Raw genomic sequence first — 26,291 nt, 5'->3', positions numbered from 1 at the left:
CAGTGGTAAAGGAGCGAGCTGCGTATAGAAGAGTTACCAGAAAAACAGGGCGAAGAGAAAGAATAGAGGCAGACAGCATCGACTTTGTCCAGAAGTGACAATGCTATCTGCCAAGTTCAATGGCGCAGGCAAACTACAGGCTTAAGATCACACCAGCAATTGAGGCGCTCATTAGGTTTGCCAGCACACCAGCGGCAATGGCGCGAAAACCATAGGTCGAGATAAAGGTACGTTTCTCCGGCACTAAGCTACCTAAACCACCAATCAGCATCGCCATGGTCGAAATGTTGGCGAAACCACACAACGCAAACGTCACAATCGCTTGAGAGTGAGCACTCAACTGCTGCTTTACTTCCATCAATTGAATAAAAGCGACAAACTCGTTGACGACGATCTTATTGCCAATCAATGAGCCAGCGGTGATCGCTTCTTGCCAAGGAATGCCTAACAGCCACGCGACGGGAGCAAATAAATAGCCGAGGATCAGCTCAAAGCTCAGGCTAATGCCAAACCAGCTGCCAATCCAACCCAAGATTCCGTTTAACAGCGCAATCACACTGACAAACGCCAGCAGTGTCGCACCCACCGCAACGGCTATGCGTAGCCCCGACATCGCACCATCGGCCATCGCTTCCACCACATTGGTGGCTTTTGGCATCTCAATATTTTCCATCTGTGCCGCTTGTGGCGAAGATTCTGTCTCTGGCATGAGGATCTTGGCCATTAACAGGCCTGCTGGCGCCGACATAAACGCAGCAGCAATCAGATAGTTCAGTTCCACGCCGAGTGAGGCGTACCCCACCAAGGTGCCACCTGCAACCGAGGCAAGACCACAGGTCATCACCGCAAAAAATTGTGAATCACTCATGTGCTTTAGGTACGGTTTGACCACAAGAGGGGCTTCAATCATGCCGACAAAAATATTCGCCGTCGCTGAGAGCGATTCAGCCCGTCCCGTACCGAGCAGTTTCTGCAAGCCACCACCAATCAGATTGATCACTTTAGGCATCAAGCCAATGTGGTACAGACCCGAGATCAGCGCAGAGAAGAAAATGATGATCCCAAGCACGTTAATGGCGAAAGTGAAACCGCCGGTTGCCAAACCGCCGAACAGAAAAGCGATGCCTTCCTGCCCATAATTGATCAATCCTGACACAGCGCCCGTCACCGTATTCAGCGCATTTTTGCCCGCAGGAACATAGAGCACAAGTAAGGCAAACGCGACTTGCAGACAAAACGCCAACAGTACTGTTTTCAAACGAATGTTTTTTCTGTTGGTAGATAATAGCCACGCGACAACGAGAATGGCCACAATACCCAGTAAAGAGTTCATAGAAGGTTTCCAGAGAGAGGGGGAACAAGGAAGGCGCGGATTGTATAGTGACAAGCGCGGGATGCAAGTCGGGAATGTTAATAAAGTGGAACAGGAAGAACAGCGGCCAGCGCCTATACACTTAACTCTTTGAAAAAAATCAAGATAAACGTTTGCTATTTGGCATTGTTTCCATATAAGGAAAATGTTTCCCAATTGAGAAATAATATGTGATGAAAATCACTCAATGCGCAATGGTGATATAAGGCAATAGCTTTTGATCCCAGTGACAGGGTGCGCCGATCTTTTGCCGAATAAATTCGATCACCGCGGAAGTTTTCTTGGGCATGTGTTGACGACTTGGGTAGACCGCATAAAACGGCATTTGCTGGCTGGCGCGCCATTCTGGTAATAGCTGAATCAGTTTTCCACTGCGAAACTCATCACCCAACAAATAGGTGGCAAGATAGCCTATGCCCCATCCGGCAATCGCGGCATCGCGCACTGCTTCGGCCAAATCAACGGAATAGTTGCCTGCCACTTTGACGCATAATTCTTCGTCGGCACGGCGAAAAGCCCAACTGGTGTAATCACGTTCCCAACTGCGATAAATCAAACAGTTGTGATCGCTAAGGTCCGTTGGATGTTTAGGCGTGTCGTGACGCATTAAGTAGTCGGGTGACGCAGCAAGCACGAATTGGCAATCGGCCAGACGCTGGGCAATATATCCCTCTGGCAATTTCTCGTGGTTGGTGATCCACACATCCAGGCCTTCGTTTAACATATCTACTTTATAATCAAACAGGTGCAACTCGACTTGCAGTTGTGGGTAGCGCTGACGCAGCTCATCAATCGCGGGCAGCACATGCAAGGTACCGAAAGATTGCGACAAACCGATGCGCACCAAGCCAGCCACCTCATCACGCTGGCTCTCCATTTCAGACTGCGCATTGTTCACCGCTTGCACCACCTGATGACAATGACGATAAAAGCTCAGCCCCGCTTCAGTCGGCGTAAAGCTGCGCGTGGTGCGCTGAATCAGCTTGATACCAAGCGAGGCTTCGAGTAACGCAAGCTGCTTGCTGACGTGTGAGACCGACACACCCAAGCTTTTCGCCGCCTGAGTGAAGTTGCGATGTTTAACCAAGGCGGAAAAAACCACCATTTGTGCTGCGCGTTCAGATAACATGTTGTCGTAAGAAGGGCTTGCCATCACGCAATGCATGAGACAAGCGGTGGTTAATCTTTAATGCGATCAGCCAGATGGCTAACGGCCAGAGCGAAGTAGTGAGAGCGGTTCCACTTCATCAATACATTGTAATTGTTGTACACCAAGTAAACTCGGCCATTTTCATCATCCGGCATCACCAGCCAAGCTTTGATATCTTGATTGAGCGTCGGCAACGCCCCGCCCGCATAATTGGTGATACCTAGTTTTTTCCACTCTTGCAAATACTTACCTTTGGCTTCTTCCCTGCCCTGCAAGGAAAGATCAAACCCTTTAGGGATTCTTACTTGTCGCCCCCAAGTGTACTTGTCATCCCAACCAGACTGGCTGAGATAACTGGCGGTCGAGGCAAATACATCGTGGGTATTGCTCCAGATGTCTTTTTTACCATCACCATTGCCATCGGCAGCATAGGCCAGAAACGAACTGGGCATGAACTGACATTGCCCCATGGCCCCCGCCCAAGAGCCTTTAAAATTCTCGTACTCAATGTGCCCTTGATCGAGAATCTTCAATGCCGCTATGGTTTCGGCGCGGAAAAACGCCTCGCGACGTCCTTCATAGGCCATAGTTGCGAGCGCGTCGACCACAGGAAAATTGCCGGTAAATTTACCGAAATTACTTTCTACGCCCCAAAGCGCAACAATAAATCGTGCTTGCACGCCATAGTGTTCAGCAATTTGCTTCAGTTCTGCGCCATGTTTTTGGTAGAGATCTTTCGCCTGCTGCACTTTCCAATCGGGCACCGCGCGCGGCAGATACTCATCCAGAGTCAGTTTTTTTTCTGGTTGATTGCGATCCGCTTTTACTGCTCGGGGCTTGTACTCGACATTGTGAAACGCCTGCGCGATGGTTTGTGCACTAATACCTTCCGAGCGCGCTTGTGCTTTCAAGCGTTCAATATACTGCTCGAAACTTTCCGAGTTTGCCCAAACCGAAGCACTTAGGCTCATACCGAGCATCGCTGTTAACAGTGTTCTCATATTGCCCTCCTTGAGCCAATCGGCCCGCAAAACCAGCCTCGCCGTTAGTCTGACTTCTGCTGCGCTTTGCGTTCTTTATGTTGTTCGAGAAGATTTTTCGGTGGTGGTGGCAGTTGCAAGAAGAAACCGTCATTTATTAATGATTCACGGACCTTCTCGACACTGACCAGCGCCAACGTACGACCTTGCAAATTTATCGTCATCACTGGCAGTGGCTTACCAAACATTGCCATTAATTGTTCAGGAACTTTTGAAAAATCATCCTTCTTAGGAATGTAAAGATATGTGCCTTCTTTCTTAGAACTTTTATAGATAGAACAAAGCATGACAAGCCTTTTTTGTTAATTTCCGCATCTGACACGCGAAATTTAATTAAAACGTAATTTTTTAGACGAAATCACCTAAATGACCGCAAGATAACTTGCTGCGTGCAGGGATGAAATATAACATGACAACCTTAGTAAAAGACAACGCTCTTTCAATAAAGGCAAGAAGTATCGGATGTCTCGTACCCCTGATTTAAAAGGTAGCAGCTTCACTTTGTCGGTGTTGCACCTAACAGAATGCTCGGTCGACAGCGCCATTGAATTTGTGCAGGAAAAAGTTGACCAAGCACCGGCGTTTTTCGCCTCTGCTCCAGTCGTGATCAATATTGCCGAGGTCGAAGTCGATATCGACTTCGACCGCCTGAAACAGGGGATTGCAAAAGCGGGCTTGATCCCAGTTGGCATTACGGGCTGCAAAGATAAGCGCACGCAAAATCTCGCTTCACAAGCGGGTTTCGCCATTATGTCAGCCAGCAAATCACCAAACCAAGCTCCGGCTAAAATTGCTCCAACGAAAGTGGTGCGTACGCCAGTTCGCTCCGGACAACAAATTTATGCCAAAGACGCGGATTTGGTCATTTTAAGTCACGTCAGTGCAGGCGCAGAAGTGATTGCCGATGGCTCAATTCATATCTACGGCACCCTACGCGGGCGAGCTATCGCCGGCGCGAGTGGTCAAAAAGAAGCAAGAATACTCTGCCATGATTTGCAAGCGGAGCTGATCTCCATCGCTGGAAACTACTGGCTGAGCGATCAGATCGACCGCGAATTCTGGCAACAAAAAATTATGTTGAGCCTAGTGGATGAATCACTCCACCTCGAATTGCTCACTCTTTAAGGATTAGAAAGGAAAACACAATGGCACGCATTATTGTTGTTACGTCTGGCAAAGGTGGGGTTGGTAAAACCACGTCAAGCGCCGCCATTGCCTCTGGCCTCGCGCTACAAGGCAAAAAAACGGCCGTGATCGATTTTGATATTGGCCTGCGTAACTTAGACCTGATCATGGGCTGTGAACGTCGCGTTGTATACGATTTCGTCAACGTGATTAACGGCGAAGCCACGCTTAATCAAGCGATGATTAAAGACAAGCGCACTGAGAACCTGTTCATTCTGCCTGCATCGCAAACCCGCGATAAAGACGCGCTGACCAAAGATGGCGTAAAACGCGTGCTGGATCAATTGGATGAAATGGGCTTTGATTTTGTCATTTGTGACTCACCTGCTGGCATCGAGCAAGGCGCGCTGATGGCGCTATACTATGCAGATGAAGCGATTGTGACCACCAACCCAGAAGTCTCTTCCGTTCGCGACTCCGACCGGATTCTCGGTATTTTGGATTCAAAATCACTGCGCGCAGAGCAAGGGCTTGAGCCCGTGAAACAGCACTTGTTGTTGACACGTTATAATCCCACGCGTGTGAGTCAAGGCGAGATGCTCAGTGTGGAAGACGTGGAAGAGATCCTGCACATCTCTCTGCTTGGCGTCATTCCAGAAAGCCAAGCGGTGCTAAATGCTTCGAACAAAGGGGTGCCAGTCATTTTTGATGAAGCATCGGACGCCGGTATGGCTTACGCGGATACGGTCGAACGTCTACTGGGTAAACAGGTAGATTTTCGTTTCCTGACTGAAGAGAAGAAAGGACTGTTCAAAAGACTGTTCGGAGGCTAGTTTATGTCACTTTTAGAGTTTTTCCGCCCACAGAAAAAAAGTTCTGCCAGTTTGGCCAAAGAACGTCTGCAGATTATTGTGGCGGAACGTCGTAGCCAGAACGATCCCGCGCCTTCTTATCTTCCTCAATTAAAAGAAGATATTTTGAAAGTGATCAGCAAGTACGTGGCGGTTGACCCGTCGATGGTTGATCTCACCTTCGAACATAAAGACGATGATATTTCGGTTCTGGAGCTGAACGTCAAGTTACCCGACGAAGAGAAATAAGCACTGGCGCTGTAAAACACATGCTGTCAAAACACATATTGTTGTGTTTTGCTTACAAAAAAGACAGACGCTCAAATCGTCTGTCTTTTTTATATTCCGCGCTTAGATTAGAGCATTCATTTTTTCGCCCAAAATGGGCAAACGCCAACCTTGCATCAGATCCGGCAAATTCTCTGGATCGCGATCTTTTTTCCACACCCAGGTAATCAGTTGATTAATTTGCTTCTTCGATGCCAAAAACTCTGCGGCCAAGCCGGTGCTTTTCGTCGCTAGAGTTACTTGATCTTTTAGCTGCTTAAACAGCTGCTTATAGCCCGGCAAGTCCATCAAACGGTCTATCTCTTCAGGATACTCGTTCGCCGGCGTCGTGAGCGCCTCTCTAACAATAGCCGCAATTTTATTGCCATGACGCTGCACGGAACGCAAATCCATTCCCTCTTGCTCCATGCGTTTAAAGCTAGTGAGGCCCAAACGGGCAACTGTTAGCAAATCTTGCTCTTTAAAGACAAAGTTGAGCGCCAAGTCACGACGAATCGCCTCCTGCATTCGCCAAGTCGCGAGCGGCTTCAAGATGGCCAACTCACTCGGTTTTAGCTGCCATGCCCCTTTGATCTCAAGATAGGCGTTGGCTAAATCTGGAGTGCGTACGCGTTTACCCGCCAGCAGTTCACTCTCTTGCTGTGCGGCTTGCCACCAGCCTGCCTGCTGCACTTGCTCTCGCAAAATGTCATACAGCGGCAGCAAATAATGCACGTCAGCCGCGGCATACTCTAGCTGTTTGTCTGATAACGGACGCGCTAGCCAATCCGTGCGAGATTCACTTTTGTCCAGTTGAACATGTAAATATTGCTCAACCAAAGCGGCAAAGCCCGTAGACAGTCCGTGACCGAGAAAGGCCGCCATAATTTGTGTATCGACCATAGGAACTGGCGTGCAACCAAACGCGTTGTGAAACACTTCTAAATCTTCGCCGCAAGCGTGCAGTACTTTAATCACCGCGGTGTCTTGCAACAACTCAACGAAAGCATCCATCTCTTTCAATGTCGTTGGGTCGATGAGTGACAAGTTCTCCCCGTCAAACAACTGAATCAAGCCAAGTTGAGGATAGTAGGTTCGCGTTCGAACAAATTCGGTATCCAACATCACCACATCCGCTTGTCGCGCTTGGTGGCAGACCCTATTCAGCTCTTTTTCATCGGTAATAATCTGATAATTCACTCGTCACTCGCTATCGCTTGAAAATAAAAATGCCAGCCTGAAAACTTAGGCTGGCATTCTAGCATTGATTGTTACACTTTGCGCGGATTACGCAGCAGCATCATTTTTCGCCAGTTTTGCATCATTCTCATCACGCAAAACTCGACGCAATATTTTCCCGACGTTAGTCTTAGGCAACTCTTCACGGAATTCAATCAGCTTCGGCACTTTATAACCGGTGAGATGCTGGCGACAGTGGTTAATGATTTCTTCTTTGGTCAAACTCGGATCACGCTTCACCACATAGATTTTCACCACTTCACCAGAGACTTCATGTGGTTGACCAATGGCGGCCACTTCCAGCACTTTACCATGTAGCGCAACCACATCTTCGATCTCATTCGGGTAGACATTGAAACCGGAGACCAAAATCATATCTTTCTTACGATCAACAATGTGCAAAAAGCCCTCTTGATCGAACTTCACCACATCCCCGGTCGATAACCAGCCTTCGCTATTGATCACTTCTTTAGTCGCTTCCGGGCGCTGCCAGTACCCCTGCATCACCTGCGGGCCACGCACTTGCAGCTCACCCGTTTCGCTGTTGGCTAGGGCTTCACCTTCGTCATTGACAATACGCACCTCGGTTGAAGGAACAGGCAAGCCAATTGAACCGTTGTAGTCAACTAAGTCGTGCGGGTAGGCGGCAACCAGAGGTGAACACTCGGTTAATCCGTAACCTTCAAGCAGATAGCAACCTGTGGTTTTTTTCCATTTTTCCGCCACCGCCCGCTGCACCGCCATGCCGCCGCCCACAGCAAGTTTGAGATTGCTGAAGTTCAACTCATGGAAATCTTCATTATTAACCAGAGCGTTAAACAGCGTATTGACCCCGGTAATTGCGGTAAAAGGATACTTTTGCAGCTCTTTAATGAACCCAGGAATATCGCGAGGGTTAGTAATTAATAGGTTACGGCCACCCATTTCGATAAACAGCAAACAGTTTACGGTCAACGCAAAAACGTGATAAAGCGGCAACGCCGTTACCACTAACTCACGCCCCTGACTCAGGACAGGACCATACATGCCTTTGGCTTGCATCACGTTGGCAATCATATTGCGATGGGTGAGAATCGCGCCCTTGGCTACACCTGTCGTGCCGCCTGTGTATTGCAAAAAGGCGATGTCATCACCGCTCATAAACGGTTTGACATATTGTAGGCGACGCCCTTTGTGCAGCGCTTTACGCATTGAAAACGCCCCGGGCAAATCATACTTAGGCACCATGCCTTTGACGTATTTGACGACAAAATCAACAATGGTCCCTTTCGCACGTGGCAACATTTGTCCCAAACTGGTCAAAACCACGTGTTTCACTGGCGTGTTTTCAACGATTTGCTCAAGCGTGTTGGCAAAGTTGGAGACAATCACAATCGCTTTGGCGCCAGAGTCGTTTAACTGGTGTTCCAGCTCGCGAGGAGTGTAAAGAGGATTGACGTTGACCGCGATAAGACCAGCGCGCAGCACGCCAAACAGCGCCACAGGGTATTGCAGCAGGTTTGGCATCATCAAGGCAACGCGATCGCCTTTTTTCAGTTTGAGCTCGTTTTGCAGATAGGCAGAAAAAGCACGGCTGCGCTCTTCTAATTTGCGAAACGTCATCACCGAACCCATGTTCATAAACGCGGGTTGGTCGGCGTACTTCTGCACTGATTGCTCAAACATTTCCACCAGCGATTCATACTGGTCTGGGTTGATGGTTTCAGGTACGTCACTTGGATAACGTGAAAGCCATGGTTTTTCCACGATGTTACTCCTCGTCAATAGCTGGCTAACGAAAGACTTTTTGTCTTGCGCAATAGCGTCCTTTCTTATTTTGTTCGCTATTACAGCACAGCCGTCATGCTTGAGCACGAAACTCTCAAACACTTGTTTAAATTTTGTTAACTACACCAAGAATTCGCTGAGCCACCTCGAGCGATTGCTCTAAATGACAATGATGACCGCCCGCAACTATCGCGACTTTTGCAGGATTGCTCACATTTAACTGACTGAAATCCTTCAGCTCGCGAAAGCCATTTTCGCCTAATATGATCAGATGAAAACAAGAAATCTGCTCTAAAATTGTTTCAGCATGTTGGTACGACATGCGATAGAGCGAGTCGCATTTCAATCTTGCATCATGCCGCCACTGCCAAGTGCCTCGCAGCTCAATCACGGAGCGCTCGACGATCGGCCGTAACAGATCTGGAGAAAGCTGATTTGCCATCACGCGAAGGCGTAGTGCCTCGTCAAAACTGGCGAGGTTACGGGTGGGTTTGGTACGCAAACGATTACGGCTGAGCACCCCTTGCCTGAGCCTTTGAACCGCATTGTGCGGGGCTTCAGCCAAAGGCCCGTAACCTTCTATCTGAACCAGTGCATCCACCTGTTCAGCAAAGGCGGCACTATAGCAACTTGCAATCAATGCACCAAGAGAATGGCCGACTAACAGCAGTCTGTTTGGCGACAAAACGTGCAAAAACTGATGAATATCATCAATGTAATCGTGAAAAGGGTAAAAATTGCCCGGTGATTTATGATCAGAATGCCCATGCCCTGGCAGATCGATCGCACATAGATGTAATTTAGGGCACAAATAATGAAGATGTTGCATAACAGAGAGAAAACTGGCGGCATTATCTAACCAGCCATGAACAAAAACGACTGATAAATCAGCCGTTTTTGCATCACCAATCTCAAGCGCCGCGAGACTTAAGTCCGCCAGCCTATAACGGGTATCACGCATTATTTGACTTCTTTAATAATTTTTCCATCACGTGGAAGATCAATCACTTGGCGACAAGAAATGGAGTAACAAGGAGAGAGATAAGTGGAAGTGTCGTAAACTCGGACTCGCTCTTCGATGGTCCAGAGTCGGTGACCATAAGCTTTGATCACAGGGAAAACGTAATCATAATCACCAATTTTACCTTGTTCTTCACCGCCGGCTTGCCCAACGACCGTCATTAGACGGCCTTGACTGAATGCAACGGGTTCAAGATAACCCGGAAGGTAGACAACAAAACGGCCATGAGGCTCTTGACCGATATCAGGCTTGCCTTGCTTGCTTATCGGCAGATTAACCAGTTCGACTCGCGTTTGGTCTGACAGGTTATCGACTTTGGCGATCACGCCGCCAAGACGAACTTCCTCTGTTGCTTGGCCTTGCTGCTCAGCAAAGGTTTTGTAATCGGTCAACACAGACTCACTACGCGCATTGAGCTCTTCAGGTAGCGAACTACAGGCACTGACAGTAAAGAGCGCAACCAGTGTGAACAGTAAACGGAACTCTTTTTTCATCTTTACACTCACCTTTAACGTTTCAATCCACATAGCCAGAGCGCTATACAGGGCTATACGTAGATATCGACACCCACCAGTTGGGCAAGTTCCTCTCTACGCGCTTGATTCATCACATCCATGTACTCTTCCATGGCTCGGCGTGCGCGCCCTTCCGGAAGGTCGTATTGCAACTGGGCACGCTCGACATCCGCTTGAGAGACTTGACGGATGGAATGGGCTACCGCATCGGCCACCTTGGAAGGTTGTCCGACTTGTTGTTGGCTTTTATTGACCTTTTTACGGCTGCTCTTATTGGTCCGGCCCGTACCGGGAATAATCGCAGGAGGTAAACCATTAATTGAGGCCATCGCATTCCATCATCATTGTTTAGTGAGTTGGGCAACTACTCTCGCCCAGGCAATTTCTTCCACGCAACGTTATCACGCAGATACACTGGGCTCGACTCTTCAACCGCGACAGTGTTTCCCGCTGCCCATTCGTGACCGGCTAACACCACAATATCTTGCGCATCCGGATAGAGGATGTCGCCTTTTTCAACTGAAATGGTCAATGCGCCCAGCGCATCAGCGTATGCATCCCAGCCTGTTCCCGCTGTCGTCCAAGTCTGTGCATCGGAGCTTAACTGAGCCACCAAATCGGCAGGGGGAATAACGCACTCGTCATCCACATTTTGCCAACGGCCATCTTCTTGGCGCTGGTAACGTCCCCAGTACACTTCGTTCATTCGTGCATCAATCGCCGTCGCCACATGAGTCGCCCCATTTTGACGATAGCTGCCCTGCGCCATCGCCGCCAGTGTCGAAATGCCAATCATGGGCAAATCAGCACCAAACGCTAAACCTTGTGCAATACCAATGCCAATTCGCACGCCAGTAAAACTGCCCGGACCTCGACCGAATGCTAACGCATCCAGATCATGCAAAGTCAGTCCTGCCTCTTGCAGCACTTCGTCCACCATAGGTAACACTTTTTTGGTATGGTCACGCGGAGCCACTTCGCTGCGTGAGAAAACCTGCTCACCAACTAGGAGCGCCACAGAACAGTTTTCCGTGGCTGTGTCGATAGCGAGAATTTTTGCGCTCATTTAGTTCTCTGTTTGTTCTGTTAGAAATTGTTGAATGATGTCCAGATCGCGTGTTCTTGGGATCGGAGGCAGACTGGCGAGGAAGACGCCACCATACTCACGGGTCACCAAGCGGTTATCACAGATAATCAGTGCGCCGCGGTCTTTTTGATCGCGAATTAGACGTCCTACCCCTTGTTTCAAGGTGATAACGGCATCAGGCAACTGGACCTGTTCAAAAGGTTCTCCACCCCGCAAGCGGCAATCCTCAATCCGTGCCTTGAGCAAAGGGTCATCAGGTGATGTAAAAGGAAGTTTGTCGATGATAACACAGCTCAACGCATCACCTCTAACATCAATCCCTTCCCAAAACGCGCCTGTCGCCACCAACAGCGCGTTACCGAGTTCCATAAACTCTGCCAGCGTTTTCTGTTTGCTCATTTCCCCTTGCAGCAGCACGGGCAAACTGAGTACATCGCGAAAGCGTTCACCCAGTTCACGCATCATACTGTGAGAGGTACAAAGGAAAAAACAGCGCCCTTGGTTCGCTTCAATCAACGGCGCTAACATGCGCACCAGTTTGTCGGCTAAACCGGGGCTATTGGGCTCTGGCAAATAGCGCGGAACACAAAGGCGCGCCTGCTGCTGATAATCAAAAGGGCTAGGCAGCGAGAACTGTTTCGCAGGCTTTAGCCCCAATCTTGCGGTGAAATGGCCGAAATCGCTATTGACCGCCAAAGTCGCGGAGGTAAAAATCCACGCGCCCTGTTTCATCTCAATCTGCTCATGGAACTTATCAGCCACCGACAGCGGCGTAATGTGCAGGGTGAAATGACGAGGGGAGGTATCAAACCAATAAGAATATCCAGTTACGCTGATGTCACAAACGCGCTCCAAGCGCGCTTTGATCAAATTTGCCCGCTCAAAGGCCGTATCAAGCAACTGGCAGCGACCAAGTGCTAATTTAAGCACATCAATGGTAAGTTCTAATGCATCGACCAAACGCTCGACTTCACGCTTTATTGATGGTGACTGTAACGCATCACGCCAGTTACCACGAAAACCGGACTCTCCCAGCACAATGCGCATATCCATGGAGGTTTGCACCAGCTTTTCGCCCACCTTTTGCAACTGACGCATGTCTTTCACTTCTGTGCGATAAGCAATCTCGATGTCTTTGGCGAGCTCTTGGATCTGTCGGCTTGAGAGTGACTGTCCAAAATATTCGCTGGCAATGTCTGGCAACTGATGAGCTTCATCGAAAATAAACACATCCGCCTCTGGGATAAGCTCGCCAAATCCTGTCTCTTTGATCGCCAAATCGGCAAAAAATAGGTGGTGATTAACCACCACCACGTCCGCATCCAGCGCTTTTTTGCGCGCTTTAAGAACAAAGCAATCTTGATAGCTCGGACAATCTTTACCCAGACAATTGTCATTGGTTGAGGTGATGGTCGTAATCAACGGGCTATCTTCTGGCAAATCGTCACAATCCCCCAGATCGCCCGTTTTGGTCTCCGACGACCAACTGCGCACTTTGACCAGCTGACTCAGTTGCGTTGAATCGGCCTCATGATGATGCACTTCGACCATTTGTCGGCTAAGTCTATCTAAGCAGAGATAATTCGAACGCCCTTTTAGCAGCGCAACCTGACCATAAAAACCCAACGCATCGACCATCAACGGCAGATCACGATGAAAGAGTTGCTCTTGCAAGTTTTTCGAGCCAGTACTGATAATGGTTTTCTTGCCGCTCAATAATGCAGGTACAAGATAGGCGAAGGTTTTTCCGGTTCCGGTGCCCGCCTCCACCACCAGTTGAGACTTGTCTTGTATCGCCTGACTGACCGCTTCAGCCATGTCAATTTGCGGCTGACGAGCCTGAAATCCAGGGATGGCTTTGCCTAATGCGCCTTTGGAAGAGAAGGTTTTGGCTATCATTCTGTGTGCTGGTGATGGATAAGTGGGGCTGATTATGGCAGTTTTGCGAAGCCGAGGCGAATCGGATTTGGCTCGCCTCGGAGTGATGTAGAATCTATGCTGATCGATTATTTGCGGTTCAGGTAGCGGTTTAACCATGCCGGGCCGCTAAAATGTTCACCCTCTAAAATGACTTTGGCTGCCTCAGATGGAGAGGCACGATTTTCCCACATTTCCGTAATAAGCTCCTCATCGATTTCGTGCTGACCGACCAGAGTCGAAACTCTTTCTAGGTACAGTTTGCGAGCCAATAGATCTTTGTCCATAAGTTACCACCTTGTGTATCGTTTTGACGGCTCTTCTCAGCAATCCTCTTTAGCAAAACGTTTGGCCCAGAGAATATGTTGAAACCAAATTAATAATAGATTATCTATTAGCCTTGTATTGCGGTTTAGTTCACTATTCGACGCCCAAACAATTATTCGTACCATAAAAAAAATTATTCACGGAAGTATCTTAAATATGGAAAAGAAAACACTACTGACTCATTGCTCAGACGCGCCGGGTCTGATCTCAAAAATCACCAACATATGTTACAAACACCAACTTAATATCATTCACAACAATGAGTTCGTAGATAACTCCAGCGGTCATTTTTTTATGCGCACCGAGCTGGAAGGATACTTCAACGATCACACCTTTCTCGCCGATCTAGACCAAGCGTTACCAAGCGGAGCAAAGCGTAAGTTGGTCAGCTCTGAGCGAAAGCGCATTGTGATTTTGGTGACCAAAGAGGCCCACTGTCTGGGCGATATTCTGATGAAAAATTACGATGGCAGCCTCGATGTCGAGATCGCTGCCGTGGTTGGTAACTACGACAAACTGCAAACCCTGACCGAGCGTTTTGATATTCCATACCATTGCGTGTCGCACGAAGGGTTAAGCCGCGAAGAGCATGAACAGAAGATGCTGGAAGTGGTTGACCGTTACCAGCCGCATTATCTGGTGCTGGCAAAGTACATGCGCGTCCTGACCCCAGCTTTTGTCGAGAAATACCACCACAAGATCATCAATATTCACCACAGTTTCTTGCCCGCTTTCATCGGTGCCAAGCCTTATCAACAAGCCTATGAACGCGGCGTCAAGATCATTGGCGCCACCGCTCACTTTGTCACCAATGATTTAGATGAAGGACCGATCATCAAACAAGACGTTATTCCGGTCGATCACAACTTCAGTGCACAAGATATGGCGCAGGCCGGCCGTGACGTGGAGAAGAATGTCTTGAGCAAAGCACTGAATAAAGTGCTTAACGACCATGTTTTTGTCTACGGCAACAAAACCGTGATTCTCTAAGATTTGGCTTAGAAGTAAAGAGGGTTGCCACTTGGCAACCCTCTCTTTTTTAACGCGCGTTTTGTTCCGATTCAACAATGCGTTTGAGAGAGTGCGGATGAAGCTTAATGCAGACCCCTTGGTATTTGAATGCTACGGTTGGGTTATTCAAGCGCTCCCCGTCCCCTTTCGGACTCGACAGTTTGACCTTCACACCTAAACTCGCCAGCTTGGGGAACTGAGCACCAAAAGCGGGATAAGTATGCTGTAAGTCCTCTAGGTATGCCTCGGCACTTTGCGCGTGCGAAGGTACGACAAATTCCACATGCTCCCAACTTTCGCTGGGGTAAGTTTTGCCCGGCGCTGGGTATGGCAACTCCAAACAGTCGATTTTCCAGCCACGTGCATGCAATGGTTGCTTGAAAGCGATCACGACAATGGGCCGACCATTGAGCATCGCCTCAGAAATGGTCTCGCCATAATCACACCAAGCCAGATGCGCCGCCTTGGCAATATGTGCCTCATTAATTCGCAGCGCCAGATGATCCGCCTGAGCCAAACTCAAATCTAATTGCAGCAAATCGGCTAAAGACTCAATTTTTTGCATAAAAGCGTCTAAATCTTCCAGCATTTGCACCGGTGTCAGGCGTTTTTCTTCTAGTAATCTATTCATTTTGCTCTCACGAAAGCTCGGATTTTCGGCCTCATAGTAGCAACTCCGTGGTGAAATCGCAGGCATTTTCATCTTGCTGGAAAAAGTCGAAATTTCACTGAATCCTCTCTGTATGATCATCAAGAAAATTGTTATCATTAGCGCCATTTTTGTGAACTCAAACAGAACCCAGCCACTTGCTTTCTGGGTTTTCCGTCCTTGAATTGAAGGAAACGCGTGTGAATATCCAAGCACTTATTAACGACAAAGTATCTCAGGCTCTCGAAGCTGCTGGCGCTCCTGCAGGCAGCCCTGCAGCGGTTCGCCAATCCGCTAAGCCACAATTTGGTGACTACCAAGCAAACGGCGTAATGGGCGTAGCAAAACAGTTGGGTACTAACCCTCGAGAATTTGCGCAAAAAGTATTGGATGTTCTTGAGCTAGACGGCATCGCAAGCAAAACCGAAATCGCAGGTCCGGGCTTTATTAACATTTTCCTTAGTGAAGAGTTCCTCGCTAAACAAGCCGATGCCGCATTGGCAGATGCACGTCTCGGCGTTGCTGCAGAAGAAGCAAAAACCATCGTAGCCGATTATTCGGCGCCAAACGTGGCTAAAGAGATGCACGTTGGTCACCTACGTTCAACCATCATTGGCGATGCGGTGGTGAGAACTCTTGAGTTTTTAGGTCACAAAGTGATCCGTGCGAACCATATCGGTGACTGGGGTACTCAGTTCGGTATGCTTATCGCCAACCTTGAGCGCGTACAGCAAGAGTCTGGCGAAGTGTCTATGGAACTGGCTGACCTTGAAGGTTTCTACCGCGAATCGAAAAAACTCTACGACGAAGATGAAGAGTTTGCGGTAAAAGCTCGCGGCTACGTAGTTAAGCTACAAAGCGGTGACGAGTTCTGCGCAGAAATGTGGAAGAAGTTGGTGGATGTCACCATGATCCAAAACCAACGCAACTACGATCGTCTCAACGTTTCTCTAACTCGTGATGACGTCATGGGCGAAAGCATGTACAACGACATGCTGCCTGGCATTGTTGCTGATCTGAAAGAAAAAGGCTTAGCGGTGGAAGATGACGGCGCGCAAGTGGTATTTCTTGAGGAGTACAAGAACAAAGATGGCGAGCCTATGGGCGTGATCATTCAAAAGCGTGATGGTGGCTTCCTCTACACCACCACCGATATCGCGTGTGCGAAATACCGTTATGAAAAACTAGGCGCAGACCGCGTGCTTTATTTCATCGACTCTCGTCAGCACCAGCACCTAATGCAAGCTTGGACGATCGTTCGCAAAGCGGGTTACGTGCCAGAGTCTGTTTCTCTGGAACACCATGCATTCGGCATGATGTTAGGTAAAGACGGTAAACCATTCAAAACTCGTGCGGGTGGCACGGTTCGTCTTGCTGATCTTCTGGATGAAGCAGAAGTGCGTGCAGCGCAACTGATCGAATCGAAAAACCCAGAACTTGCAGAAGACGAGAAGAAGGCGATCGCGAACACGGTGGCAATGGCCGCGGTGAAATACGCCGACCTTTCTAAACACCGTACCACAGACTACGTGTTCGATTGGGACAACATGCTGGCGTTCGAAGGCAATACCGCGCCATACATGCAGTATGCTTACACTCGCGTAGCCTCTGTATTTGCTAAAGCTGGCGTTTCTATGGATGAGCTACAAGGTGATATCAAGATCACTGACGAGAAAGAAAAAGCGCTTATCGCCAAACTGCTGCAGTTTGAAGAAGCGGTGCAATCTGTCGCGCGTGAAGGTCAACCGCACATCATGTGTAGCTACCTGTTTGAACTGGCGGGTCAGTTCTCTAGCTTCTACGAAGCGTGCCCTATCCTAGTGGCTGAAGATGAAACCGTGAAGCAAAGCCGTCTGAAACTAGCAGCACTGACGGCGAAGACCATCAAGCAAGGTCTATCGCTGCTGGGTATCGATACGTTGGAGCGTATGTAATAGGTTCGAGGTTCGAGGTTCGAGGTTCGAGGTTCGAGGTTCGAGGTTCGAGGTTCGAGGTTCGAGGTTCGAGGTTCGAGGTTCGAGGTTCGAGAAAATTATAAGAAAGGTTGGCGTGAAAGCGTCAACCTTTTGTTTTATCTGGCGTATACTGATTTAACTCTCTTCAAACCGGACAACAACAATGAGTTTTGAACTGCACCCTCAATTGGCAAAAGACACCACTATCATCGGTCACTTCCCGCTTTGCGTTGCACTGCTACACAAAGACAATGCGGTGCCGTGGGTGATCTTGGTACCGAAACGGGCAAACCTAAAAGAACTGCACCACTTACCCATGCAAGAGCAACAACAGTTTTTGCTTGAGTCGCAAGCGGTAAGCCAAGCGCTTGAAGCGACATTCCGTCCAGACAAACTCAACCTTGGTGCGCTAGGGAACATGGTTCCACAGCTGCACATTCACCACATTGCGCGTTTTAAAGACGACGTGGCATGGCCAGGACCCGTTTGGGGCAATACCAACGGTGAGTTCCGCAACGAAGCAGAGCAAGCAGAAATGCTCAAACGCATCCGCAATGTGTTGTCATTGAGCTCACTGTTTCAAAAAGGATAATTCCGCAGGTATGAAAAAAAAGCCGCAGTCGTTGCGTAATGCCGATCAGTTAAGAAAAGTTTTTGAGATCATTTGACCGATCCTCAAAAGGCTTCAAAATCCGATATTAGGAAACTAATATCGGATTTTTCATGTCTTTACAGAGCCAACTTGCGAGTACTTTTCGCTCATGCAATACCTTCCATCACTTTGACAAATACTCTGAAATTCTTAGTCCAGAGCTTATCCAGCAAGGTTTTGAAAAAGCTGGCGTAGCAACAGTTAGAAGAAGACGTTTACCCTTGGAAGCAGTACTTTGGTCCGTTGTTGGAATGAGTCTTTTTCGGCAACAATCTGTTTGGGATATTGCTAACCAACTTGATATTGTCCTACCAGACAAACGGCGCTTTGTTGCGCCAAGTGCTGTTGTCCAAGCTAGGCAGAGATTAGGCGAAGAAGGTGTTAAACAAGTCTTTAAGACGATGGCGGCTCAGAGTTATCAATCTTCTAAATTTGAAACTTGGTGTGGACTCAATCTCCTATCTGTCGATGGTGTCGTTTGGAGAACAGCGGATACACCTGAAAATCATCAAGAGTTTAAAGCACAGCGTAATCAGTCATCTGAAAATATTTACCCTAAGGTACGCATGGTTTGCTTGATGGAGCTTACAAGCCATCAGCTCATCGATAGTGCATTCTCTGACTATCGAACCAACGAAATGCGGCTTGCAGAAGAGCTCATAGAACAAACGCCAGACCATTCTCTGACTATTTTTGACAAAGGATATTACTCTCTGGGACTGCTGAACCGCTGGAACAAAGTCGGCCAAGAGAGGCATTGGATGCTTCCTGTGAGAAAAGACTTCCAGTATGAAGTCGTTCATAGGTACAGCAAGAGTGATGCAATCGTTGCGATTAAAACCACTCCTCAGGCAAGAAAGAAGTTTAGTGAACTTCCTGATGTAGTTGAAGCAAGGCTAGTCTCGAAAATCATTAACGGTAAAGAGTATCAGATACTTACCTCAATGCGTGACGGGTTACGTTTTCCTGGCGAAGAAATTGTAGAGCTCTATCGTTATCGCTGGGAAATCGAATTAGGCTATCGGGAAATGAAGGAAACCTTGCTTGACAGAGAGTATACATTGCGAAGCAAGCGTCCAGATATGGTTAAGCAGGAGCTCTGGGGTATTCTACTAGCCTATAACCTTATCAGGCAGGTTATGACAAAAGCGGCAAGTAGGTTAGATAGTGTCTGGCCAAATCAACTGAGCTTTACGAGCAGTGCTATGGCTGTGACGCAATACTTTGCAGCGTTGCCTTTAACAAGCCCAGGAAAGCTCCCTAAACACTATGAAGTATTACTGGAGCATGTATCCATGTTTATCCTACCACCTCGAAGAGAAGATAGAAGTTATCCTCGATGGGTGAAGTTGAAACCCAAGAAGTACGCGACAAATAGAAAAAATGCCAGTCAGCTTAACTGACTGGCATTACGCAGTCGTTGCGGCTCTTTTCTTTATGGTCACATTGTGACGGTGAGAGACAATCCCTCTTTTGGGGTCACCGTATAGCGCACGCGCGTGACGTGATTCGCCTGGTTGGTATCGACTAAGCGGCTGATCTTACCTTTCTTGATCCACACACTAAGCATGGCATCAACACCGTCATCACTCATGCCAAAATGCTTGGCTAAATCACGACAAGAAACCATCCCTTGTTCGGCGACATACTGATAAAGTTCATCCAAAATCACGCTAAGGTTGCCTCTAAGCGACGTTCTTTTTTGCCTGCTCGTCTTAGTCGGTGGTAGGTCAAAACAAACAGCAGAATAATGGAGGCCATCCAAACCACACTACTTATTGGATGATCTGTGATATGTGCGGCTTGATAGTAGAATGTCGCTCCACTGTAGGCCAATCCCATGGTCCACAGAGCAATAAAGCGAGCATAAGGCGCACCAAACTCACGTACATAAGCCCCCATTGCCGCAACACAGGGCGTATAAAGCAAAATAAAGATCAGATAGGCAAACGCGGCGTGACCAGATGCGAACTTCGCTGTTAAATTACCAAAAATAGAGGCATCCACCGCTTGCTCTTCCGCTACCACAGACGCGTCAGACAGATCACCCACTTCAATCCCCAACGGGTCGGAAAAACTCAGACCGGCTAAATTATCTGGAATAGTCATCACCGCTTCTTTCAAACTGCCTGCCAAATCGTACTCTGCCGCTTCTTCCTCACCGGGCGTGGTGTATAAGCTGTTCAACGTCCCCACCACGGCTTCTTTGGCAAAAATGCCGGTGATAATACCTACGGTTGCAGGCCAATTCTCTTGCGTAATGCCTATCGGTGCAAAAATTGGTGTGACTACCTGCGCCGCTTTCGACAGCATAGAGTTTTCACTGTCTTGATTACCGAAGCTGCCATCAGTGCCAAGCGAGTTTAGAAAACTAAGAATGGCGACGACCATGACGATGGTCTTGCCGGCACCCAATACAAAGCGTTTTAGCTTTTGCCATGTTTTTAACAGCACGTTTTGCATCGTCGGGAACTCATAATCAGGCATTTCCATCAATAAGCTGTCGCTACTACCGGGATACAGCGTTTTTTTCAAAAACAACCCGGTAAAAATCGCCGCCACAATACCAAGTAAGTACAAAGCAAAGACAAGGTTTTGCCCCGCACCGGGAAAAAAGGCGGCAGCAAAAAGAGCATAAACGGGCAATCTAGCCCCACAGGACATAAAAGGAGCCATTGATGCGGCCAGCTTTCGCTCACGTTCTTGATCTAAAGTGCGCGTTGCCATAATTGAAGGCACATTACAGCCAAACCCCAACACCAGTGGGACAAAAGCCTTGCCCGGCAAGCCAATTTTCTGCATCACTTTATCCAACACAAATGCGGCCCTTGCCATATAACCGGAGCTTTCGAGTATCGCGAGAAAAAGATACAAACAAGCAATCACTGGGATAAAGGTAGCAACCGTTTGTACGCCGCCACCAATACCATCGGCTAAAACTGTCACTAACCAGACAGGCAAATGGTCATCGAGTAAGTGGTGGCCACCATCAACCAGTAAAGCCCCCACTCCGATGTCAAAGAAATCAATAAAGGCACTGCCAATATTGATGGAGAACATGAACATCAGATACATGACAACAAAAAAGAAAGGGATGCCGATCCATTTGTTGAGGATAATCTGGTCCAGGGTTTCGGTAGTGCTGCGGCTTAATTTGCCCTCGGTACGACGCACGCGCTTACAGATTTGATGTAAAAACGTATATCTCACGTTGGCTACTTGCAAATCGATATCAAGTTCTAAATTGCCTTTGTGCAACAAGACTTGATTTCGTTGACCTTCACTAAGGCTATTTAACACTAAGGTATCCGACTCCAAAGCACGAATCGCCAACGCGCGGTAAGCCACTTCAGCACTCGTAAATATCGGCTGCAAATTTTTGATCGCCGCTTCCATCTCGGTGCCATAGTCTAATGCTACGTCGTTGAGTGCTACGCCCTGTAGCAAAAGTTTATGCAGTTTTTCTTTAAACTGGAGAACCTGTTTACTATCAGTCGCAGACAAAGTGACCACTGGGCAACCTAACACCTTCTCCAACTCTTCAACACTGAGTACTTGTCGCTCTCTCTTTAGAGCGTCCATTTTGTTCAGCACCACAATCATTGGCCGCCCGAGCTCACGCAGTTGCAGAGTCATATAGAGACTGCGTTCAAGGCTTGTCGCATCCACAACATTGATAATTAGATCGGCGGGGTGTGTTAATACAGCTCGAGCGGCAATCGATTCATCAATACTGTTACTGTCATTACCGCTGTCGAGTGAATAGATACCCGGTAGATCCGTCAGAGCAAAATCATCCCCGGCGTGCATGTAACGACCGGTTTTTTTCTCAACGGTGACCCCCGCCCAGTTTCCCACTTGCTGTTTTGCACCTGTCAGGCCATTGAACAACGTTGTTTTACCGCTATTCGGATTGCCAACGGTCAGAATTTGATACTGCATTTATTTGCTCTCCACTTCGATCTGCGCGGCAATGTTCTCTCGAACCGCAAGTGACACACCACGGACTTCGACTTGCAACGGATCGCCCATCGGTGCTCGGCGAATCAGTCTGATCTCGGTATCCGGTAATATCCCCATTACCATCAGCTTTTTTCTGACATCAATGGAGAGAGAGAGGAAAGCGCGTACGGTCGCACACTGCCCCTGCGCTAATTCGGATAACTTCATGATGGATACCTTAATCGGAAATTGAAATGAGAAGGATTATTATTAGTGGTGTAATTTTATCGCTCAATACCCAGCGCTTTATTGCGTGAAATCAAAGTTTACATTTTTGAAGCCGTAACTTTCGTCAATTTGCACCTCGTTACTTTCGTCAAAATCATTGCCCAAATTCAAACTTTAAATTGGCAAAATTTTTACACCTCTGTGAGGACTAAAATAAAATAATTTATTTTCAACAGCTTAATTCCAAACCGGAGAAAGTGTCGCATTTATCAGGTAATGATGGCGTTATTTTTATAAAGAAAATAAGTGCATTCTCTTATAGTGAACCCATCGAGAGCATGTTCTCTCAGAGATTCCAGAGGTGGCACGATTTACTCGTGTCACTCCGGCAGCAAGCGAAGGTGTCATTGACACCCGTGGTATAGTCCCCCCGGCTATACCACGATATTTTTTTCTACTCTTTTGATACTTCTTTCTACTCTTTACACTCTTCATCCTTCAACTAAAACTTTTAGTCGCTCTCAATCGCTCGTTCATTGAACTGTGTAGGGTATTGAAGCTACTTCTCCGCACGCTGATCTTCTACTACCAGCATGCCCTAAGAAAATTACTATCAAACGGCTAGCCAAAGTGAACATAAAGCTATCGTGAGCGGTTTAGTCTTGCTCCTGCTGATGCAACGCAAACTTGGAAGGAGATAATCCGAAGTGTATTTTGAAGCGTTGGCTAAAATAGGACGGATCGTTAAAACCAGAAGAGAAAGCAACATCGGCAATTTTCTCGCCAGCAAGTAGGCTTTCACACGCACGCTCTAAACGGACTTCGGTAAGATAATCTTTAAACGTTCTTCCACTGGCTGACTTGAAGCGACGCTGTAAACTTCGCTCCGAAACATACAACATCTTCGCTGCCATCGCAGTACCAAATTCCGCATCTTGATAGTGTTCTGCGACCAGACTTTCGACCTTGTTTAACCAGTCAAGTTCTGGCGTTGCTGGCAGCTTTATTTCTTCCATACTAGGCAGCAGCGGCTCGGGTAGGTAATCAAACTCGGGCGCTTTTAGCCAACAAAGATGCAATTTATTGCGCGCATCACCAATAAAAGCACTAAATTGACCACCGCTGGCGGCAACCAACGCGGGTACGTTTTCAATACTTAGGTCAATCTGAGTTTTACTCCCCACGCTCCTGTTCAGAGCATCACCAGATAGACTCAAAGGCAGCGCATTCCCGTAGTCAATAAATGACAACTCCGCATACTGCTCTGATTCTCGCAGGTGAATTTCCAATGTTTGTCCACGGTAAGTTCGCCGCACGACGCTGGCGAGGATGCTATTTAAGATCACATCCAAATTGAAACAATCAACCGTAATTCTCACATTGGCTTGCACTTGACTCGTATCCACAGTGATAGCCGCTTTAGTTAGATCGTCAAACCATACGGCAACCACAGAGTGTATAACTTGGCTTAGATTGTACTGCTGAAGCGCGTTTTCCTCGGATCCGTTAGGGGAACTAAGCAATTCATCCAACTGCATGTGAATTTTATTAAGATGATCACGGCTATCTCCTTCCAGCAAGGAATCAGACTGAGGAACAATGGCATCTAAGCTAGATTTCACCGATTTAGCTACGTGATCGACTAAAAGATTGCGAACTTGTATCTGCTTACGCAACTGTTGGTTGCTGTTGAGCAGCACGCGACTCTGATGCCGCAACTGATTGGTTTTCAAAGCAACTTGAGCCATTAACTCACGGTTATGTGCCATTACATAGCGCGAACGCCAAACAAACAGCAAAGCCACAAATGCAATCGAAAAGAACGCAAACAACAGCCAAGCAATTTTCGTCAGATACCAAGGTTCTTCCACGACAAAATGAATCGATACCGATAGCATCTCCCCTTGTGCCGCTTTCACTTCTAGCTGATAAGCACCCGGTGAGAGGTGTTCAAAAGCAATTTGGCCTGCTTCCGTGGCATGCCACTTATCTTGATTTAAGCGGTAGTAGAGTGGTTGATTGTAGGCGATAGGCATCACTCCGAGCATAAAGCTGACAGAAGCGCCATAGGGAATAAGCTCTGGGACAGATTGATGATAACCGGTAACCAGCACTTGGTTATCAACGCGCATTTGGCTAATCACCGCCTGTACTGGAGGTAATTTTGAAATCAATAGCTCTTGACGATTAACAAACAGAAGCCCCTCTTTTGAACCAAACAACAACTGCCCAAAAGCGCCCTCATTCAGCGAGCTCGAGGCGCACACACCTTGTAAAAACTCGTTGCTAAGGATCCCGTTCGGCTCACCAAAATGCTTTACTAGCTCTCCGGCAAAATTGTAAAAACTCAACCCGACCGAGCTCGACATCCAAACCCCCTCTCTATCTGGGATCAAACAGGCTGGCCTGACGTTTTCCTGTGGTAAAGGTAGCTCGATAAAGGAATTCTCACTCTTGCTTTTACGATAGAGTCCATATGAGCCCGCGAGCCACAATGTCTCATCCATAGCACGGACGATGTCGATGCTTTCGCCCAGTACAGAGCTGCTACGATCAAAGCGGATTTTATTTTCTGTCAAGGTGTAGGCACCGTGATCGGTGCGAACAACCAGACGCTCTCCTGTATCAACCTCAAGACCTAGGATCTGTGCAGGTAAGTAAGTAGGCACTATCCATTTTTCGCCATAGTCTTTGAGCTGTTGTGTCATAGTGTCTAAAGAAAACAAACGATAGCCGCTATTAAACCAGACGGTACCTTGCTTATCGATGGCAATATTATCAATAGGCTTACCCGCCAGTTGAGCAACTGTCTCATTGTGCATAAAACGTTGTTTTTCGGTATCGTAGATAACAATCCCATTCTCCGTTGCAATCCAAGCTTGATGATGGGCAATCGCGAAGTCGTTTACTTTTTCGGTTAGATGGATAGGTGTGAGCACATACCCGGTGTCCATACGATAAAGGGTTTGCGTATCTTTCAGCCAAAGTTTCCCTAAAGAATCATACAAAGCTTTATGTATAAGCCCTGTCATCTGGGTCCTGTTTCCTGGCGAAAAAGGACTAAACCGCTCAAACTTGCGACTAAATAGAGAGTGATAAAGCAAACCTGCGTTGGTTGCTACCCAAATACCTCCACTACCATCATTCACCAATGCGTAGATCTTCCTTTTTTCTAGATCAATTCCTTGGTGTTCAGAAGATTGGACTGGCGTGACTTGCCCATTCAGAAATGAATAACTAAACAATCCATGCTCTGTTCCTACCCAATATTCTTGGCTCGTTTCACTAATGGACAGTACATGAGAATCGCCAATCATCACGTTTTGTTGCAACGGCTGAAAAATATTTACCAACACAGCTCCACGCATGGTACCCACTAATAACTCGCGTCGGGTGTTGGAAAAATAAAGCTTCGAGACCGCATGCTTACCCGATGCTTTGATATGGGTAAACTGTTTCTCTTGTGAAAGATACGCCCCTGCCGTTGTTCCAAGCACCCATTTACTCAATACACGCTGCGCGTCATTGATATACACGTAACTACTGTGGTTGTTTTGATAGAGCGATAAGAGTGAATAAGTCTCAAGCTGACCATTTTCGACGTTATAGGTGTAAAAGTTAATTCCGTCACTGACCCAGATATACTGTTCAGAACTGCCAATTTTGCGAATTTGCGCTCCAGGGCTGAGGCTAAATATCAAGGAGCGTTTGCGATTTGGATAGGTTTGAAAGACTTCATTGTCGACAAACGTCCAGAAACTTCCTTGTAGAAAGGCAACTTGTTCAGCGTTGAACTCTAAAAGGCTCCCTTTTTTAGGAAGCACCGTATTACCATCGTAGAACTGCACTCGGCCATGCACATCATGGATCCACAGTCCGCCATCTTTGCCGATAAAAAGGTTTTTTGCAGCAACAAAAGTTCCCTGCTCCTGTCCGGGCAGCGGGTAAAAAATAACAGATTGGCCATTTTCAGCTTGTGCTACCAATGGCAGCACAAGCCCAAACAGTAGAAGGGCCAGTATACGGAGCAAGAGAAAATTCCTTTCATAGTCGGGTGATCACCGGACATTTATCAGTAGTGATGTTTTTTTGAGCTGATAATTATCTAGTATGATATATCAATTCCGAGCTGATTAAAGGCTGATAGCATCAACTTGCGTTATTTTCCTTGTTAGA

General features: G+C 47.6%; 24 protein-coding genes. 7 read left to right on the top strand and 17 right to left on the bottom strand.

The features are described 5' to 3' along the window. Positions 1-133: 133 nt before the first annotated feature. From EWA64_RS13305 to EWA64_RS13290, 4 genes are all read right to left on the bottom strand, one after another. A complete protein-coding gene (locus EWA64_RS13305) occupies positions 134-1,333 on the bottom strand; it encodes a NupC/NupG family nucleoside CNT transporter (RefSeq protein ID WP_061895148.1) in 1,200 nt (399 codons plus the stop codon). A 223-nt stretch (positions 1,334-1,556) separates the two neighbouring features. Then, positions 1,557-2,501, bottom strand: a complete 945-nt coding sequence (locus tag EWA64_RS13300) for a LysR family transcriptional regulator (RefSeq protein WP_061895179.1) — start codon at positions 2,499-2,501, stop codon at positions 1,557-1,559. Positions 2,502-2,551: 50 nt separating this feature from the next. Beyond that, positions 2,552-3,523, bottom strand: a complete 972-nt coding sequence (locus EWA64_RS13295; protein WP_061895147.1) for a lytic murein transglycosylase — start codon at positions 3,521-3,523, stop codon at positions 2,552-2,554. A gap of 44 nt (positions 3,524-3,567) precedes the next feature. Next, complete coding sequence (locus EWA64_RS13290; RefSeq protein WP_039445542.1) at positions 3,568-3,849, bottom strand: YcgL domain-containing protein; 282 nt, start codon at positions 3,847-3,849, stop codon at positions 3,568-3,570. Positions 3,850-4,024: 175 nt separating this feature from the next. Here EWA64_RS13290 and minC point away from each other — a divergent pair, with 175 nt between their 5' ends. The 3 genes from minC to minE are packed head-to-tail and all read left to right on the top strand — an operon-like array spanning position 4,025 to position 5,787. Beyond that, positions 4,025-4,687, top strand: a complete 663-nt coding sequence (gene minC, locus EWA64_RS13285; RefSeq protein ID WP_061895146.1) for a septum site-determining protein MinC — start codon at positions 4,025-4,027, stop codon at positions 4,685-4,687. Positions 4,688-4,707: 20 nt separating this feature from the next. Then, entirely contained in the window at positions 4,708-5,520 is an 813-nt protein-coding gene (minD, locus tag EWA64_RS13280; protein WP_039433895.1) for a septum site-determining protein MinD, read from the top strand. A gap of 3 nt (positions 5,521-5,523) precedes the next feature. Continuing rightward, a complete protein-coding gene (gene minE, locus EWA64_RS13275) occupies positions 5,524-5,787 on the top strand; it encodes a cell division topological specificity factor MinE (RefSeq protein ID WP_039424871.1) in 264 nt (87 codons plus the stop codon). Positions 5,788-5,889: 102 nt separating this feature from the next. On the opposite strand, the gene rnd is transcribed toward minE, so the two are convergent. From rnd to EWA64_RS13235, 8 genes are all read right to left on the bottom strand, one after another. Then, complete coding sequence (gene rnd, locus EWA64_RS13270) at positions 5,890-7,005, bottom strand: ribonuclease D (RefSeq protein WP_061895145.1); 1,116 nt, start codon at positions 7,003-7,005, stop codon at positions 5,890-5,892. Positions 7,006-7,092: 87 nt separating this feature from the next. After that, complete coding sequence (gene fadD, locus EWA64_RS13265) at positions 7,093-8,790, bottom strand: long-chain-fatty-acid--CoA ligase FadD (protein ID WP_061895144.1); 1,698 nt, start codon at positions 8,788-8,790, stop codon at positions 7,093-7,095. 127 nt (positions 8,791-8,917) lie between these two features. Then, positions 8,918-9,772, bottom strand: coding sequence for an alpha/beta hydrolase (locus EWA64_RS13260; RefSeq protein ID WP_061895143.1), 855 nt, complete (start codon positions 9,770-9,772; stop codon positions 8,918-8,920). After that, positions 9,772-10,326, bottom strand: coding sequence for a Slp family lipoprotein (locus tag EWA64_RS13255; protein ID WP_061895142.1), 555 nt, complete (start codon positions 10,324-10,326; stop codon positions 9,772-9,774). Before EWA64_RS13255 ends, EWA64_RS13260 begins: the two co-directional genes overlap by 1 nt. A gap of 53 nt (positions 10,327-10,379) precedes the next feature. Further along, positions 10,380-10,676, bottom strand: coding sequence for a hypothetical protein (locus EWA64_RS13250; RefSeq protein WP_039445530.1), 297 nt, complete (start codon positions 10,674-10,676; stop codon positions 10,380-10,382). 35 nt (positions 10,677-10,711) lie between these two features. Continuing rightward, the gene (gene tsaB / locus EWA64_RS13245) at positions 10,712-11,413 is read right to left on the bottom strand and encodes a tRNA (adenosine(37)-N6)-threonylcarbamoyltransferase complex dimerization subunit type 1 TsaB (protein WP_061895141.1); all 702 of its coding nucleotides are present in this window, start codon (positions 11,411-11,413) and stop codon (positions 10,712-10,714) included. Further along, a complete protein-coding gene (gene yoaA, locus EWA64_RS13240) occupies positions 11,414-13,333 on the bottom strand; it encodes a DNA repair helicase YoaA (protein WP_061895140.1) in 1,920 nt (639 codons plus the stop codon). A 107-nt stretch (positions 13,334-13,440) separates the two neighbouring features. Then, positions 13,441-13,638, bottom strand: a complete 198-nt coding sequence (locus EWA64_RS13235) for a hypothetical protein (protein ID WP_039445523.1) — start codon at positions 13,636-13,638, stop codon at positions 13,441-13,443. 196 nt (positions 13,639-13,834) lie between these two features. Between EWA64_RS13235 and purU the strand changes: the two genes are divergently transcribed. Continuing rightward, the gene (gene purU / locus EWA64_RS13230) at positions 13,835-14,668 is read left to right on the top strand and encodes a formyltetrahydrofolate deformylase (protein ID WP_039445522.1); all 834 of its coding nucleotides are present in this window, start codon (positions 13,835-13,837) and stop codon (positions 14,666-14,668) included. A 49-nt stretch (positions 14,669-14,717) separates the two neighbouring features. On the opposite strand, the gene EWA64_RS13225 is transcribed toward purU, so the two are convergent. Next, a complete protein-coding gene (locus EWA64_RS13225; protein ID WP_061895178.1) occupies positions 14,718-15,320 on the bottom strand; it encodes a VOC family protein in 603 nt (200 codons plus the stop codon). Between the two features lie 218 nt (positions 15,321-15,538). Between EWA64_RS13225 and argS the strand changes: the two genes are divergently transcribed. The 3 genes from argS to EWA64_RS13210 all read left to right on the top strand — a co-directional run bounded on the left by argS (position 15,539) and on the right by EWA64_RS13210 (position 19,348). Continuing rightward, positions 15,539-17,272, top strand: a complete 1,734-nt coding sequence (argS, locus tag EWA64_RS13220; RefSeq protein WP_061895139.1) for an arginine--tRNA ligase — start codon at positions 15,539-15,541, stop codon at positions 17,270-17,272. Between the two features lie 184 nt (positions 17,273-17,456). After that, complete coding sequence (locus EWA64_RS13215) at positions 17,457-17,885, top strand: HIT family protein (RefSeq protein ID WP_061895138.1); 429 nt, start codon at positions 17,457-17,459, stop codon at positions 17,883-17,885. Between the two features lie 131 nt (positions 17,886-18,016). Then, positions 18,017-19,348 carry an IS4 family transposase gene (locus tag EWA64_RS13210; RefSeq protein ID WP_369435797.1) on the top strand — a complete coding sequence of 444 codons (1,332 nt, stop codon included), beginning with the start codon at positions 18,017-18,019 and terminating at the stop codon, positions 19,346-19,348. Between the two features lie 38 nt (positions 19,349-19,386). Here EWA64_RS13210 and EWA64_RS13205 read toward each other — a convergent pair whose 3' ends face one another. From EWA64_RS13205 to EWA64_RS13190, 4 genes are all read right to left on the bottom strand, one after another. Further along, positions 19,387-19,617 (bottom strand): FeoC-like transcriptional regulator, encoded by a 231-nt coding sequence (locus EWA64_RS13205; protein WP_061894726.1) that lies wholly within the window; start codon positions 19,615-19,617, stop codon positions 19,387-19,389. Beyond that, positions 19,614-21,887, bottom strand: a complete 2,274-nt coding sequence (gene feoB, locus EWA64_RS13200; protein WP_061894727.1) for a Fe(2+) transporter permease subunit FeoB — start codon at positions 21,885-21,887, stop codon at positions 19,614-19,616. The genes EWA64_RS13205 and feoB overlap by 4 nt, the downstream gene beginning before the upstream one ends. Then, positions 21,888-22,115 (bottom strand): FeoA family protein, encoded by a 228-nt coding sequence (locus EWA64_RS13195; protein WP_039445513.1) that lies wholly within the window; start codon positions 22,113-22,115, stop codon positions 21,888-21,890. 656 nt (positions 22,116-22,771) lie between these two features. Then, on the bottom strand, positions 22,772-26,146 hold the full coding sequence (locus EWA64_RS13190) for an AraC family transcriptional regulator (protein ID WP_061894728.1): 3,375 nt from the start codon (positions 26,144-26,146) through the stop codon (positions 22,772-22,774). Positions 26,147-26,291 lie beyond the last annotated feature (145 nt).

The sequence above is a fragment of the Vibrio cidicii genome, assembly GCF_009665415.1.
Lineage (GTDB): Bacteria > Pseudomonadota > Gammaproteobacteria > Enterobacterales > Vibrionaceae > Vibrio > Vibrio cidicii.
The sequence above is the reverse complement of the archived record's forward strand: the minus strand, read 5'-3'. Positions and strand labels throughout refer to the sequence as shown.